This window comes from Paenibacillus piscarius (genome assembly GCF_022234545.1).
Taxonomy (GTDB): domain Bacteria; phylum Bacillota; class Bacilli; order Paenibacillales; family Paenibacillaceae; genus Paenibacillus_AQ; species Paenibacillus_AQ piscarius.
Genome location: NZ_JAIEUI010000004.1, coordinates 88,901 through 104,399, shown reverse-complemented (window position 1 = coordinate 104,399; position 15,499 = coordinate 88,901). Strand labels below are relative to the sequence as shown.

Here is a 15,499-nt window from a genome sequence, read left to right as displayed (position 1 = left end):
ATAGAGGGGGCAGGAAGATGGCGTTAGAGAGGCTGTTCGTGATGAAATGCGGCGGGAGTACGCTGGCGGCACTGCCCGATTCGTTCTTCGAGGATTTGCGGGAGCTGCAGCGAAGCGGGGTTCAGCCGGTTATTGTCCACGGCGGCGGCCCGGCGATCTCCGGCAATCTGGAGAAGCTCGGCATCGAGAGCAGCTTCGTGAACGGGCTGCGGGTGACGACGGAAGAGGTGCTGGATGTCGTTGAGATGACGCTGGCGGGAAGCATTAACAAGGCGATTGTCCGCCGGATTCAGTCCAGCGGGGGCCGGGCGCTCGGACTGTCGGGCGTAGACGGTAACCTGATTGTGGCGCGTCCGGTGGCGAATCATCTGGAGGTTGGTCTGGTAGGAGAAGTCGTGCAGGTCCAGGCGGAGATTGTGACGGGTATCCTCGGGATGGGCTATATCCCCGTTATTGCGCCGGTTGGCGTGGATGCCGAAGGCCAGCGGTATAATATTAATGCGGACACTGCGGCAGGAGCCGTTGCTTCTTATATAGAGTCGCCAAGGATGATTGTCGTTACAGATGTGCCGGGGATTATGCGGACGGTGGAAGGCGAGAAAGTGGTGCTTCCCTCCGTAACTGTGGCCCAGATTGAAGAGCTCATTGCGAGCGGGGAAATCTACGGCGGGATGATTCCCAAGGTGCGCGCAGCGATGGATTGCATCCAGGGTCAGGTGTCTGAGGTTATTATTGTCGACGGCAGCGAGCCTTGTGTACTTAGCCGGGTGCTGCAGGGCGAGGCGCTGGGGACGCGGATTGTAAGGTAACAGAGATTCATCTGATGAATACTATTAGACGCGCTGACGGGGAGCCGCAGCAGCATGGTGGGAGAGTGAATGAGAATGAGTGAGCTGACGCAAACAGAACAAAATTCTTTGACAGGGGCGACGCAGGGACGTTCCGGGAAAGCGGACAGACAGGAAGCGGCTGCCGCTCCTGCCAAGCTGAGTGCGGTATTCCCGTCTTACGCCAGATACGATATCAGCCTGGTCAAGGGCCAGGGAAGCTGGGTCTGGGATGATCAGGGCAACAAGTACCTGGACTTCATGTGCGGACTGGCTGTCACCAGTCTGGGCCATGCCCCGGAGAAGGTCGGTGCGAAGCTGAAGGCCCAGATTGATACGCTGTGGCATGTCTCGAACCTGTTCCACATTCCGGGCCAGGACCGGGTAGCGGCGCTGCTGACCGCGAATAGCTGTGCGGATCAGGTCTTCTTCTGCAACAGCGGAGCAGAAGCGAATGAAGCGGCCATCAAGCTGGCACGCCGGTATCACCAGAAGGTGAAAGGGACAGACCGCTATGAAGTGATCACCTTCGAGCAATCATTCCACGGCCGTACCTTGGCTACACTGACAGCTACAGGACAGTCGAAGGTTAAGGAAGGCTTCCTGCCGCTGCCGGCAGGCTTCAAGACCGTACCGCTGCATGACCTGGAGGCGCTGAAGGCAGCCATTACCGAGCATACAGCAGCAATTATGCTGGAGATGGTGCTGGCCGAGGGCGGCGTTCTTGAGGTACAGCAGGAGTTCCTGGATGCCGTCGTGGCGCTGTGCAAGGAGCATGGCCTGCTGCTGATCGTGGACGAAGTCCAGACGGGTATGGGCCGGACCGGCAAGCTGTTCGCTCATCAGCATTACGGCATTGAGCCGGATATCTTCACCCTGGCCAAAGGGGTAGCCAGCGGCTTCCCGGCCGGTGTCATGCTCGGCAAAGGCTATCTGCGCGAGGCCTTCAGCCCGGGCAGCCATGCCAGCACCTTCGGCGGCACCCCGCTGGCGGCGGCAGTAATGGAAGCGACCATTGAGACGATGCTGGAGGATAATCTGCCGCAGCGGGCTGCGGAGATGGGCGAGTACTTAACCGGACAGCTGAAGGAGAAGCTGGCAGATACCTCCTTCGTGAAGGAGATTCGCGGCAAAGGCCTGCTGATCGGCATTGAGTGCCAGGAGCCGGTGGCGGAGATTGTGCTCGCCGGACAGAAGCGCGGACTGCTGTTCGTCCAGGCCGGACCGAATGTGATCCGGCTGCTGCCGAATTTCTATGTCACTGCTGACGAGATCGATCAGGCGGTGGACATCCTGTCAGAACTCATTCATACTTATGCTAATCAAGCAAACGGGGAGGCCCATTCATGAGTCAGGGAACACCAGGCGTTACAGAGACGATTGCCGCACAGCTCAAAGGGCGTGATCTGCTGGAGCTGAATGACTATACTCCGGAGGAAATCACGTATTTGATTGATCTGGCGATTGAGCTGAAGCGCAAGCAGAAGAACGGCGAGGTCTACCAGCCGCTGCTGGGCAAGACGATTGGACTGATCTTTGAGAAGTCCTCTACCCGGACACGGGTATCTTTTGAAGTAGGGATGTATCAGCTCGGCGGCCATGCGCTGTTCCTGAGCAAGAACGACATTCAGCTTGGCCGCGGCGAGACGGTTGGGGATACCGCCCAGGTGATGTCGCGTTATCTGGACGGGATTATGATCCGTACCTTCGGCCATGATAAAGTGGAAGAACTAGCCCGGTATGCCTCAGTGCCTGTGATCAACGGCCTGAGCGATCTGGCGCATCCGTGCCAGGTGCTGGCAGACTACCAGACCGTGTATGAGCACAAGGGCAAGCTGAAAGGCCTGAAGCTGGCTTATATCGGAGACGGCAATAATATGGCGCATTCCCTGCTGATCGGCGGCGCCAAGCTGGGCGTACATGTCGCAGTGGCCGGACCGGAGGGCTACGAGCCGGACGAGGCGGTTGTGGCGGAGGCGCGCGCGATTGCCAAGGAGACCGGCTCAATCATCACAATCACCCGCAGCCCGCAGGAAGCGGTGCAGGATGCCGATGTGATCTATACAGATGTCTGGGCGAGCATGGGCTTCGAGGCCGAGCAATTGGCGCGTGAAGCAGCGTTCAAGGACTATCAGGTCAATGAGGAGCTGGTCAAAGGCGCAAAGAGCGACTACCTGTTCCTGCACTGCCTGCCGGCCCACCGGGAGGAAGAGGTCAGCACGGGCGTCATCGACGGCCCGAACTCGGTCATCTTCGACCAGGCGGAGAACCGCCTGCATGCGCAGAAGGCGCTGATGGCGGCTCTGATGGGCTAATTGGAAATCAGCCGCTAATGATCTAGAGTGACTTTTAGATTGAAACAGGGAAGCCTTGTTTCGGTCTTATCTTATACAATACATCCTTAAATAGGATGAACAGGAGTGTATCCTGTTAGATTTCCGGTGCGTAGCAACGGAGTGAATTTTGGAACTGTAGGAGCGTCAGCGTCCGCCTTTGTCTACGGATTTCAACCGCGAAGAGCGGTCTCAATCAGGAAATCTGTAGACAACAGCGGCCGAAAGTCCAAATATTCACGCAGCTTGCGTCGGGGCACCGGATGTCTAACGCTTGTCAGCTCCTGGCTCATCTTATCACCCTCCACACCGAAAGGAAGCCAACCCCATGCCAAAAGAAAAAATCGTACTCGCCTATTCCGGCGGGCTGGATACCTCAGTCATTCTGAAATGGCTGAAAGAAACCTATGATGCGGAGATTATCGCCTTCACCGCCGATATCGGCCAGAAGGAAGAGCTGGACGGCCTGGAAGAGAAGGCGCTCGCTACCGGCGCATCCAAGGTCTATATCGATGACCTGCGCGATGAATTCGCCAGTGACTTCATCTACCCGATGTTCCAGGCGGGTGCGCTCTATGAGGGTCAATATCTGCTCGGAACGAGCATTGCCCGTCCGCTGATCGCTAAGCGTATGGTGGATATCGCCATCGCTGAAGGCGCTACTGCCATTGCCCATGGTGCAACCGGCAAAGGGAACGACCAGGTGCGCTTCGAGCTGAACGCTGCCGCGTTGTCGCCAAGCATCAAGGTGATCGCACCTTGGCGTCTGGAAGAGTTCCGCAACCAGTTCCCGGGCCGTGCGGAGATGATCGCCTATGCGGAAGCTAACGGCATTCCGGTGCAGGCCTCAGCCGCCAAGCCGTATTCAATGGACCGAAATCTGCTGCACATCAGTTATGAGAGCGGCGTGCTCGAAGATCCTTGGTTCGATCCAAGCGCACCGGAGAACAAGGAAATGTTCCTGCTCTCCAATGCGCCTGAAGATGCTCCGGATGAAGCGGAATATCTGGAGCTGGACTTCGTGAAGGGCGACTGCGTAGCTCTGAACGGCGAGCCGTTATCCCCGCTGCAGGTGATGGAGAAGCTCAATGAGCTGGGCGGCAAGCACGGGATCGGCCGTGTGGATATGGTGGAGAACCGTTTTGTCGGCATGAAGAGCCGCGGCGTGTATGAGACCCCGGGCGGAACCATTCTGTTCACCGCTCACCGCAAAATGGAGTCCATCACCATGGACCGCGAGGTCATGAACCTGCGCGACAGCCTGATCACCCGTTACAGCACGCTGGTGTATAACGGCTTCTGGTTCGCACCAGAGCGGCTGGCGATGCAGGCGCTGGTGCAAGAGAGCCAGAAGAACGTAACCGGTACGGTACGTGTGAAGCTCTACAAGGGCAATATCATCGGTGCCGGAGTTAAGAGCCCGGTCAGCCTGTACAATCCGGATATCGCTACGATGGAGGCAGATCCTACCCAGGCGTATGACCAGGGCGATGCGACCGGCTTCATCCGGCTGAATGCCCTGCGCCTCAAGGTGTCAGCGGGCGTAGAGGAATCCAAGAAGTAGAAGCGTATAGCCGCTGGAGCGGTATTTTATAGACCATATACTATAGAAGCGGACACAGAAGGCCGTTCCTCCCATCCGGACAGGGGCGGCCCTTCTACCGTCCATAAGGAGGGAACATCAGGTGAGCAAGCTGTGGGGCGGACGTTTTACCAAAGGAACGAACAAGCTGGTGGAGGAATATACGGCTTCGATCGGCTTCGATCAGGCGCTGGCTGAAGAGGATGTGCAGGGCAGTCTCGCCCATGTGACGATGCTGGGGAAATGCGGCATTCTGCCGCAGGAGGATGTAGAGACGATCAAGGGCGGACTCGCCAAGGTGCTGGAGAAGGTGCGGGCGGGGGAGATTGAGTTCTCGGTCGCCGATGAAGACATCCACATGAATATTGAAAAGAACCTGATCGCAGAGATCGGCCCGGTCGGCGGCAAGCTGCACACTGGCCGCAGCCGCAACGACCAGGTGGCGACAGATATGCACCTCTACCTGCGGAACCGGGTGGTGGAGCTGGTAGCGCTGCTGCATGACCTGCAGGAAGCGCTGATCGGGCAGGCCAAAGACAATGTGGAGACCATTGTCCCCGGCTATACCCATCTGCAGCGGGCACAGCCAATTCTGTTCGCCCATCATCTGCTTGCCTACGTGTCGATGTTCCGCCGCGATGCGGAGCGTCTGACCGACAGCTACAAGCGGATCAATGTGCTGCCGCTGGGCGCTGGCGCGCTGGCGGGAACGACGTTCCCGATCAACCGCCACTTCGTGGCCGAGCAGCTTGGCTTCGACAGCGTGTACGAGAACAGCCTGGATGCCGTCAGCGACCGTGACTTCATCGTCGAGTTCCTGGCGAATGCTTCGCTGGTTATGACCCATCTGTCGCGGCTCAGCGAGGAGCTGGTGCTGTGGAGCAGCACCGAATTCAGCTTCGTGGAGCTGGACGATGCCTTCTGCACCGGCAGCAGCATCATGCCGCAGAAGAAGAACCCGGATGTGCCGGAGCTGGTGCGCGGCAAGACGGGCCGTGTCTACGGCAACCTGATCGGTCTGCTGACCGTGCTGAAGTCGCTCCCGCTGGCCTACAATAAGGATATGCAGGAAGACAAGGAAGGCATGTTCGATACGGTGGCTACGTTAACGGGTGCCTTGCAGCTGTTCGCGCCGATGATCTCCACGATGAAGGTGAACAAGACGCGGATGCGCGAAGCCGTGAATACGGACTTCTCCAACGCGACCGATATCGCCGACTTCCTGGTGGGCAAGGGTCTGCCGTTCCGCCAGGCGCATGAGGTAATCGGCAAAACCGTCCTGTATTGCATCAACGAAGGTAAGTTCCTGCTTGATCTGACCTTGGAAGAATTCAAGCAGTTCTCACCGCTGTTCGACGATCAAATCTATGCGGTGCTTCAGCCGGAGGCGGTCGTGAACGCCCGTAATGTCTACGGCGGCACCGCAACTGTTCAGGTGAAGGCCGCGATTGAGCGGGCCGAAGCAGACCTGCTGGCCGCTGGCGAATGGGTGAAGCAGCGCGGATCTGCTGCCCAGTAAGACCCGCCTTCCTTAACGGCGGAATTAGATGACAAGACAAAGACTGTCTCAACGGCATCGGCTGGATGCGGCGGGACAGTCTTTTTTATGAGTATACGCTTACAAATATTGCTGTAATCCTACTTCTCCAGCGGCAGCCACTTCAGCACATCGCGGATCTTAGCATCCCAATAACCCCACTCATGCTCCCCGGGTCCTTCTTCATAGGTCAGAGACAGCCCGGTCTCATCGCAGGCCTTACGGAAGGTCTGGTTGTCCTCATAGAGGAAATCCTCGGTTCCACAGCACTGATAGAGCAGCGGCTTCGGCCCCTCAGAGCGATCCACTTCCTGCAGCAGCCAGAGCAGATCTTCCGGCGTACCGGCAATGTCCTGGTCTCCGAAAATCTGCAAATACTCTTTAGACTTTTGCGACGCATCTTCCCAGTTCAGAGATTGATGCACCATATCCAGCGCCCCCGAGAGACTTGCGGCAGCGGCCCAGTTCTCCGGTTTGCGCAGTCCCAGCTTGATCGCTCCGTATCCGCCCATCGACAGTCCGGCGACGAAGTTATCCTCGCGCTTGTCCGACAACGGGAAGAAAGAGCGGGCCAGCGCAGGCAATTCCTCGCTGATGAAGGTCCAGTACCGTCCCCCTGTGGCCATATCGGTATAGAAGCTGCGGTGTACCTGAGGCATAACCACGGCGATGCCCATCTCCGCCACATAACGCTCAATCGAGGTCCGGCGGAGCCAGATCGAATCATCGTCGGACAAGCCGTGCAGCAAGTACAGCGTCGGGTGAAGCTTTCCTCTCGATACATTGCTCATTCCAATCTGCGTGGTGGTCTGCTGCGGCAGAATCACTGTCATCGAAGTACTGAGACCCAGCACCTCTGAATAGAACTTGCATTCAATCAAAGCCATTGGCGTATCCCCTTTCTGCCCACATGATAGCACAGCCCCAGCAGGAGATAAACTGTAGATTTCTCCAGATTTATTATTCCCGGGCATTGCTGCTCCCGGAGCAGAGGGAATATAATGGAAGTAGGTAGAAAGATTCAGAAGAGACGAATCTGCATACAGGACCAGGGACAGGGGCGCTTCCGGCAGCAGGCGGGACAAGCCCGATTTTACTGCCTAGGAACTAGAAATGATACATAGAAACTATTAGCCTACGGGGGAGCGAACATCATGTCCTGGACAGACCTACGGAACCGCAGCCGGGAGCGGAGCAAGGAAGCCGGCTTCACCCTGATTGAGGTGCTGGCCGCCATCGTCATCCTGTCAATCGTCTCGCTGGTGCTGACCTCCTACTTCACCCACGCGCTGTCCTACTCCAAATCCAACCAGAGCAAGACAGTCATGGTCAATCTGGCGCGCAATGCTTTGTTTTATATGGAGAAGCAGGATTTTGAGGAGCTGGAGATCTTCCTTAGAGGCAGACCTGCAACAGGATCACAGCCTGAGATTATAGGTCATCCGGCTATTCAAGCAGCCAGCTGTGTCCCGTTGACACAGACGACAGCCGATTGTAGTGCTTACAGCACTGCGGTGAGTGATGTAACTACATTAGCGAAGGTACTCAATCCCACCATTAATAACATCAATTATCATATAGACATAGAGTATCAGTCTTCTCTGCATACTGGAATGATCAATTCATCTGATTCCATTGAGAAGGCTACTGCCGAGTATCTTTTACCTGTCCGGATTAGAGTGAGAGACTCAAATCAGGGTACAACCAATGCTAAGGAGACTATAGTGGAGGGGTATATTACTGATGAGCAAATTCGTTAATCTTCTCCGCAGAGAACAGGGGTTTACTCTGATTGAACTTATCGCGGCATTATCTTTGTTCTCCCTGGTATCGGCACTGATTTATGGGGTTTTGATGTTTGGTGTACATAGTTATCAAAGGGTTACAATGGAGAATACTTTGAGAGATGAAAGTGACCTGTTAATGTCCGCTATAATTACTGAAATTTATACTTTTGCTCCTAATACAATTTATTCCGATGGTACAGATAAAACAATAGTATTGCGCAGAGATAATATCAATGGAGGAACCGACGAGGTTGAAATAGGAATAGCAGATGGACAACTGTTTATTAATGAATCTCCGACTTCGAGTTCGGCTACCCAAGGTTCTTCTGGTTCTGCAGAGATTCCTACAACGACCGATCCCTATCAAACACACACTTCGACTGAATCTAAGCTGGGGCCGGCTTCATCCATTGCTCTGGTGTGCAGTACGGATACTGTACAGTCATGTAAGAGTGGTCTGTTAAATATCAATCTTTCGCTAGTGTTAGAACGTGGGGATACAAGACGGCAGCTTGACCTTGAGAGCAAATTCGGATTCTAGGAGCGGTGGGCAGAAATGGGAATGGGGCAAAATAAAAAGACTAGGCAGCCTGGGGTATTCTCCTTTGTACATTCTGAACGCGGATCTGCACTCGTGCTGGTAATGTTCATCGTTCTTCTCCTTACTATTCTTGGAACGGCAGTTCTTAGTGCTACTATTGGAGGTGCCCAGAGAAGTGAGATAAGAGAGAATGATGTGCAGTCCCTGCACCTTGCCCAGAAGGGGCTTAATGAAGCTGCTGCATATATTCAGTCTGAGCTGAGAGGATTGCAGCTGGAGGATATTGACCCGTATAGCTTAGGAGTGATTCTTGCGAAACTGGACCAGAACAAATCGAGTCTGAAAGTAGCTACAGAATTACAATCTACTAGCCGTGGGGAAGTTGATGGCATCAAATACGATGAGTCTAAAGATAAAAAAATCACAAAACAATCAATCCAGTATACGATTAATATCACCTCCAAAGCGGTAGTTAACGGAGTGGAACGGACACTGAGACAACAGGTCATTATCGACAGCTACCCTGATTTCCTAAAGTATGTATTCGGTTCAGAACAGACACTTAGACTGAATGGAGCACCTGTCCTGAAGGGCAATGTGTATGCCGGAGAGAAGCTGCTTGTAACTAATACCCCTTGGTATACATATTTGAGACATAGGTATCCGGAAGTAACTCATGATTTCCCTGAGATAACTGGTAATGCTGATGGATCAGCCCCGGGTGAAGTCCATGTCCAAGGCATGGATAGTATCAAATATAAAGAGAATTTTCAGCCGAAGGAGAGTATATTATCCGAAGATCAGGAAGATGAAATGACCTCACTGCCAGAAGAAGAGAATTCAAGAAATGATGTATTGAACAAGATTCTGTATGTGAATTCCGCTAATGTCAAAATTAAAGAGAAGAATAAATTCGTCCAGATTAACGTCGAGGAATCGTTCTTCGATAAGCTGGCTCAGGGCCTGTCAGTTTCGAAAGATGACCTTTCCCAAAAGGCGTTAAGAAGCAGTATGCGAACAGAATATAATAAGGGTATAGCAGCTTTTAACTCCTGGATTATTGGCCGTTCCGAGGTCTCACATATTCAAGGGATGCCGGAAGCTCCCGAAAAAGTACTCCCAGATGCTGATGAGGCTGAACTTGCACAGTATGAAAAGGACCTGGAAGACTATGAATTGAAGCTTCAGGAACTGGAAAACTTAAATTCAACGGTTATCTTTAATGGGAATTTAGTTGTTGATGGTTTAGCGTATAAGAGATTGTTTTACCCGCCGGAGATATCTAATGAGAATGACCCTAAGAGCGGGGGCATGCCCCGCTGGTTCATCGTCGCTGGAAATTTAGAGATTAATAATTTTAAGCCGGATTTCTTACCTGTCCGGGCCAATATATTAGTTACCGGAAATGTTAAGATCAAAGGCAATGTTGAGTTTGATTCAACGATGCTGGTGTTAGGTGACACAACGGTAGAGGATGCCAATATAAGGGGATACAGAGGGACGACCCTGGAGGCCAAAGAACTGGTACTGATCTCCAAAGGTAAAGTGCTTATCAACCGCCTTCACGCCTTTGCTGTCAACGAACCAAGCCCCGAAGAAACGATGGAAGCTTTTTTCTATACTGATTCCAGTGGTGAATTGTACGGCGTAGGTTCTATGTTTCACCTGATCGGCGGTTTTTTTGCCAAAGGAAACCTGACTGTTAACGCGGTAAAAGGTAACGTTACTAAGCCCATTTCTGACGAGGGTGGCGGTCTGAACATCTCTCAAGCCGCTGTGCCAGAGCGTTTCGTGATTGATTATAAACCGGATATTTATGAGAATCAGCAATCTAGCTTACCCAGAGTGCAATCCGTCAATGTAAATGTAGGGCCAATGCAACTGATAAATTAATGGTATACACGGATAAAAGGAGCCTTTCGCGTCAGCATTCACTGCGCAAAGGCTCCTTTTATTATGGCAAAATTAGTTTACCTTAGTAACGATCATCCGTATCAAGCGGATAGACTTTGACGAGGATTGTTGTTTTGATCTGAGGATTATTTGCATACTGGACGGTTACCAATGTGCTTCCGCTTTTGTGTGCAGTGATATATCCCCGATTGTCGGAAGTAACAGGACTTTGGAAGGAGGCGATGCCCGGGAAGGTACTTGTCCAGTCCAATTCATTCCGTACATCATTCAGAGTGATCTCTCTAGGTGAGAACCAGAGAAGCTGATCCAGGTATCTGGATTCGCCAACATTCATTTCGACTATAGTACCTGTAAACAGGATATCCGTAAGATCCAGAGGTTCGATCCTAATCTCCCTAATCTTAGTGATACCTCCTGCAGTAACTGAAACAGTGACAGAATCTTTTGCCTTGATGCCAGTTAAATTATACTTGGTGTTGTTCGTATCGTCTGGAGTTTTAGTTAGGCTTGCATACTGACCGCCGTCTCCAACTATGCTCCATTGGATATCGAAAGCATCTGCATTATCAGGGGTGAAGTCCTGTGCATTCATCTCAATGAATCGGCCAACAAAAACACTGCTTGCACTATCGATTGTAAAGTCCCTTAATGGGTTGGTAATAATAACTCTCTTGGTGGCTGGGGAGCCTTCTTTATTAGTATTACTGTAGGCAGTAACTGTGATGATATAGGTTCCACTTTGCGGAGCATTGAAGGTTCCCATAGGTGAAGTTGAACCTGCCGTTGTCACATATTGATCAACTTTTTTGCCATTCTCGTGTATTACTGACCACTCATAGGTTATATCCGTCTCAACCGGATTGCTGGTATATACAGCTGTCAGGTCAATTGAAGAGTGGGCAGTTCCTGAAGCCTCTCCGGTAAGCTCAATGGTGCGTATCGGCTCAGGAGGGGTAGGGGCAGTCACGGTGATCTTGGCTGTATTGCTGACAGTTTTGCTCCCATCTTTAGCTTGGGCCATAATCTCTACTACACCCGGCGCAATTCCTTTGATGACACCTTCACTTGGCGATGTAATGAAGTTTTTGCCGCTGACGACGATCCATTCAAGCATCCGGTTCTTTACATCTACATCTTCAGGCAGAATTGTAGTTATGGACGGGAGCGACAACTCTTGGTCAACCAGTAGCTTCTCATCGCGTATCTCAATGGATGTAATTTCAATAATTACTTCCAGATTAATAGCAAGGAACTTCATAGTCACACTTAGCGGGGCCGGAGTAGCAGTTGGCATTACTGTCGGTGTGACATTAGCAGTAGCCACAGGTGTAGCCGTCGCTGTTGCGGCCGGAGTAGCCGCCGCTGTAGGGACTGCGGTTGGTGCAGTGGTAGCGGTGGGTAATTCAGGCAACGAGCCTTCAAAAGGTAGATAACCTATTGATATTCCACTAGATCCAATGGTCTGCAGAGATTCACCGATAATATTTCCATTGAAGCTCCCAGTAAGATTGATATTAGCTAATGGGGCCAGGATAGACTGATTAATTTCACCATAGCTTTCGACTGTTAAGGATTTGGCTTGATAGAAATTGAGAATCGTATGATTGCTGCTTACTCCACTTATAGATACACTGCCATTTGAAAACTTGATTGACTCTCCAGCAATATTAACTAGTACCGTTGAGCCGGCGGGTGCATCAATTTTGAGACTGCGCAGATTAATATTTTTCAGATTACTTGGCATTACATTGAAGATATTTAGATTCGGATCCTTTCCAGTAACTGTAAGGTCGCTTCCATCGGTAACCTTAACCTCCGTACCTTTTAAATCTCCCAGATATGCAGAGCGGTTTAGAAGCTGAGAGCCAATAGTAGTAAAATCCAACGGATAGCCCTTCGTAATATTTGCTCTTTCTTGTGGCGATAGGTTGGCATACATTTCAATATTATTCCCGTAGTAACCTTTGCCGGAGATTCTCCCACCCCATGAGCCCCAGTACAAGTCATTGCCTACAACCAAAACAGTATCAGTTAGTGTATCACCCAAAGTAAAGGACTGTGCTTTTACGTTTCTTCCGGCAGCAGTTCGCCCCTTGTTCTGAAAGCTATTGTTATCATAGCGTATGTCTTTCAGCATAAAGACGGTGTAATCCTTAGCAATCCCAAGCGCCGAAATAGGGGCTGTTGAGCCCGGGAACACTGGAGGAGCCACAGTCGGAACCGGAGTCGGCACTGGCGTTGGTGTAGGTGTTGGTGTTGCTGCAATAGTTGGAGCCACTGTAGGGGCTTCGGTAGTTGCAGCAGGTTCTTCAGGAGCATGAATATCGTCATAGCTGATACTGGAGTTATCCAATAGATACTTATCTGCTGCCTTAGGTACGAAGCTTAGAGAGAATTTGTATATAAGCGGATCTACGGAACTGTGAGGATTAACCGGCTTATAATATTGCTTCCCATTTACCGTGACTAACTGGAAGGTGATATTCTCAAAAGTCCCCTTTATAGTGTACCCTTCGCGTAGACTTCCGGTCTTGGTGAATCCTACAGGCAATGCTTGTCCTTCAAATTCTAGGTTTGGAGCGAACTTTTCATCATAGCGCATGCTGGAAATCAATAAGTTATTTTTTCCTTGATATTGAGGTTGGACGTCCTCCAAACGCAATGTTTTTGGAGTAATGGTGTAGTCTACCGTTACCAGCTTGTCTCTGCCTATTTTGGTAGCGGACTGGATTCTGTTTATGGACAAGGAAGACTCAACCTTTGAGACAGTTAAAGGGATGATAACGGGTGAGGCTGATGCTCCCTGGTCATCTTGTGCTGTGATCACGATTTCAATATTGCCGCTCTCGTTAAGCGGGTTCTTGAAGGTCTGCGTAATGGTCTCTTCGGATCCAACACGCCGATTGTTGATAGTATAATCCGGGCCGGTTAATTCTTTGCCGTTCACTATAAATTTCAGACTAGTGGTCAGACTGCGGTCCTTCAAATCCAGGTCGGCTACTGAATAGCTAACGGTCAGCTTATCCTGATAGGAGGGAATTACAGCTCCATTATCAGGTGAATATACAGTGATATTGGGAGCGTGGTTAGCACCCATAAATGCTCTGTACATCGTGTTAACAAAAAGCTTCTGTTCCCAAACCGGGAAGATTGCCTCGCTGCTGGAAAGGTTAGACCCAAAAAGATGGCCGGTTCCTGAATAGGTCACATTTCCTTTGGAGTAGGTGTAGTAATGATTCCAGCTGTCATCAGGAGTCCGCTGAACTGCATCGCCGGATTCACTAGTAATGTTGTACCATGGCACAACTGAACGGTCTTCCAGGTCCAAAGTGAAGTATTGGTTATGGGTTTTGGCAACTTTGGGGTCGCCAATGCTGGTCTGAATACCATTGCTATTCTGCTGACTCAGGTAAAAAGGGTACTGCATGAGCAGACCATCATTCACTGGCGTCACCTTTTTGGATGGATTAAGCGCATTATGACCAAGGTTAACAACGGGCTCTTTCTGACCGGTAATCTCTTTGAAATTGTCCACCCAAGTGTTGCTTCCGTAGAGGTTGATGACCGTATCATGTGTGAACATAGCACTTTGCTTGGATACGTTAATGAATTCCTTTACTGCTGTGATTGATAATGGCTTCATTATTGTCTTTGAGTAATATTCATCCCGGAAACCAAATAACAGCATATCATAGACGCCATTGAGTCCATATTCGTGATTGTTTGCAAAGCTGCCCTCAATATAACTATTGAATTCATCGATATTCATAACGGTAATATCCAGTTTGTAATCCTCATTACTCAAATAATCCTGATTCATGTTAATTGATTTTTTTAGACTACTCTCATGTATTGGAGAACCACTGGAACCCGGCGGTGTAATCTGCAAGACTCTTACAATGGTCTTCTCATTGCGGTAACGGATGCTCCCGCGCTTGAAATCTTTTAATTGCAGAGCGCTGGTAGGATCACTAAGCTCAAGCTTCCAGTACAACAGACCCGAGAAGGTCCGGGGAAGAATATACTCCAGACTGCCGTTCGTTTTATTCACTTTCACAGACGCTACGACCTGCTGTTCGCTCAAAGCAATTGATTTATCCAGATTAATATATAACTTGGCTGTAAGAGGGTGTTCCGTAAGATCCCCCGTATTGCTGACGCTGAAGTTGAATTTCAATTTGTCGCCGGGCGCATAAATCTTTCCTGCTGTGGAAGCCGGGACGTAATTGCTGATCTCACTGCTGTTCGTAATCTGCAGTTGCGGGCGCTGCTTCAGCTTGGAGCTGTCTTTTTTCAGACTATTGAAAAATTCAGTTAATCCTGCATCAGTCACAAATAGAACATTGCTCTTCTTCGTTGCAGAGATGCGCAAAGGATTAAAAGACTGATAGAGAATTCCTTTACGGGCGTCAAGCTTCTCCTGGTTCAAAAAGGTCTGTTCATGAAAAATGACATACAGGCCCTTATTAATAAAGAGCTTATTGATATCCTCCGCACGGAGCTGCGTAATATCATTCTGGAGCGCTGAGGTATTCATGGCTGCGGAGCGTACAGAGGTTTCTTTATCCTTAAGGTTGCCCAAGGTAACAGGACTATAGGTACCCTTACCTATGTAGATGCCGTCATATTGTCCATCCAGATCATCGCGTAGAGCAACAAACTTCTTCATGCTCATGGTAACAACTGTAAAGTCTGGAATTCCACTCTTGAGTGAGGCCAACTGGCTTGTACCATCTTCAGTGACTTCAAGCAACCGAACCGGGTAGTTGGTCTGGTCAGCTTCAATTTTGGAAACCATACTCCAAAGGATAACAACCAAAACTAAGGACAATGGAAGGCAAAGCATAAGTAACAGTCTTCTTCTGTTCACGACCTTCACCGCGATCTCTCCCCGAAAAATATTAATAACACAAAATTTGTCATATAAACTTCTATTTTGTCTTGTAAAGGTTGTTGTTTAGGCGGGTTTCCATTGTAA

10 protein-coding genes are annotated in these 15,499 nt (G+C 50.6%); 8 read left to right on the top strand and 2 right to left on the bottom strand.

Annotation, left to right across the window (positions count from 1 at the left end):
• The first annotated feature begins 17 nt into the window (after positions 1-17).
• From argB to argH, 5 genes are all read left to right on the top strand, one after another.
• Positions 18-809 (top strand): acetylglutamate kinase, encoded by a 792-nt coding sequence (gene argB / locus K1558_RS08780; RefSeq protein ID WP_238651105.1) that lies wholly within the window; start codon positions 18-20, stop codon positions 807-809.
• A gap of 75 nt (positions 810-884) precedes the next feature.
• Entirely contained in the window at positions 885-2,177 is a 1,293-nt protein-coding gene (locus K1558_RS08775; protein ID WP_238651104.1) for an acetylornithine transaminase, read from the top strand.
• Positions 2,174-3,142: an ornithine carbamoyltransferase gene (gene argF / locus K1558_RS08770; RefSeq protein WP_238651103.1), complete on the top strand. Its 969-nt coding sequence runs from the start codon at positions 2,174-2,176 to the stop codon at positions 3,140-3,142. The genes K1558_RS08775 and argF overlap by 4 nt, the downstream gene beginning before the upstream one ends.
• A gap of 346 nt (positions 3,143-3,488) precedes the next feature.
• A complete protein-coding gene (locus K1558_RS08765; RefSeq protein ID WP_238651102.1) occupies positions 3,489-4,724 on the top strand; it encodes an argininosuccinate synthase in 1,236 nt (411 codons plus the stop codon).
• 121 nt (positions 4,725-4,845) lie between these two features.
• A complete protein-coding gene (argH, locus tag K1558_RS08760; protein WP_238651101.1) occupies positions 4,846-6,261 on the top strand; it encodes an argininosuccinate lyase in 1,416 nt (471 codons plus the stop codon).
• Between the two features lie 119 nt (positions 6,262-6,380).
• Here argH and K1558_RS08755 read toward each other — a convergent pair whose 3' ends face one another.
• The gene (locus K1558_RS08755) at positions 6,381-7,166 is read right to left on the bottom strand and encodes an alpha/beta hydrolase (RefSeq protein WP_238651099.1); all 786 of its coding nucleotides are present in this window, start codon (positions 7,164-7,166) and stop codon (positions 6,381-6,383) included.
• 267 nt (positions 7,167-7,433) lie between these two features.
• On the opposite strand from K1558_RS08755, the gene K1558_RS08750 reads away from it, so the two are divergent.
• Genes K1558_RS08750 through K1558_RS08740 form a run of 3 tightly spaced genes read left to right on the top strand, consistent with a single transcriptional unit; the run spans position 7,434 to position 10,500 of the window.
• On the top strand, positions 7,434-8,039 hold the full coding sequence (locus K1558_RS08750; protein ID WP_238651098.1) for a type IV pilus modification PilV family protein: 606 nt from the start codon (positions 7,434-7,436) through the stop codon (positions 8,037-8,039).
• Positions 8,023-8,607, top strand: a complete 585-nt coding sequence (locus K1558_RS08745; RefSeq protein WP_238651097.1) for a PulJ/GspJ family protein — start codon at positions 8,023-8,025, stop codon at positions 8,605-8,607. Before K1558_RS08750 ends, K1558_RS08745 begins: the two co-directional genes overlap by 17 nt.
• Positions 8,608-8,622: 15 nt before the next feature.
• Entirely contained in the window at positions 8,623-10,500 is a 1,878-nt protein-coding gene (locus tag K1558_RS08740) for a hypothetical protein (protein ID WP_238651095.1), read from the top strand.
• Positions 10,501-10,582: 82 nt separating this feature from the next.
• On the opposite strand, the gene K1558_RS08735 is transcribed toward K1558_RS08740, so the two are convergent.
• The gene (locus tag K1558_RS08735) at positions 10,583-15,400 is read right to left on the bottom strand and encodes a collagen-binding domain-containing protein (protein WP_238651093.1); all 4,818 of its coding nucleotides are present in this window, start codon (positions 15,398-15,400) and stop codon (positions 10,583-10,585) included.
• Positions 15,401-15,499: the final 99 nt, after the last annotated feature.

Coding starts and splice junctions, on each gene's coding strand:
- argB (WP_238651105.1), top strand. CDS start 18: ATGGCGTTAGAGAGGCTGTTCGTGATGAAATGCGGCGGGAGTACGCTG.
- K1558_RS08775 (WP_238651104.1), top strand. CDS start 885: ATGAGTGAGCTGACGCAAACAGAACAAAATTCTTTGACAGGGGCGACG.
- argF (WP_238651103.1), top strand. CDS start 2,174: ATGAGTCAGGGAACACCAGGCGTTACAGAGACGATTGCCGCACAGCTC.
- K1558_RS08765 (WP_238651102.1), top strand. CDS start 3,489: ATGCCAAAAGAAAAAATCGTACTCGCCTATTCCGGCGGGCTGGATACC.
- K1558_RS08755 (WP_238651099.1), bottom strand. CDS start 7,166: ATGGCTTTGATTGAATGCAAGTTCTATTCAGAGGTGCTGGGTCTCAGT.
- K1558_RS08750 (WP_238651098.1), top strand. CDS start 7,434: ATGTCCTGGACAGACCTACGGAACCGCAGCCGGGAGCGGAGCAAGGAA.
- K1558_RS08745 (WP_238651097.1), top strand. CDS start 8,023: ATGAGCAAATTCGTTAATCTTCTCCGCAGAGAACAGGGGTTTACTCTG.
- K1558_RS08740 (WP_238651095.1), top strand. CDS start 8,623: ATGGGAATGGGGCAAAATAAAAAGACTAGGCAGCCTGGGGTATTCTCC.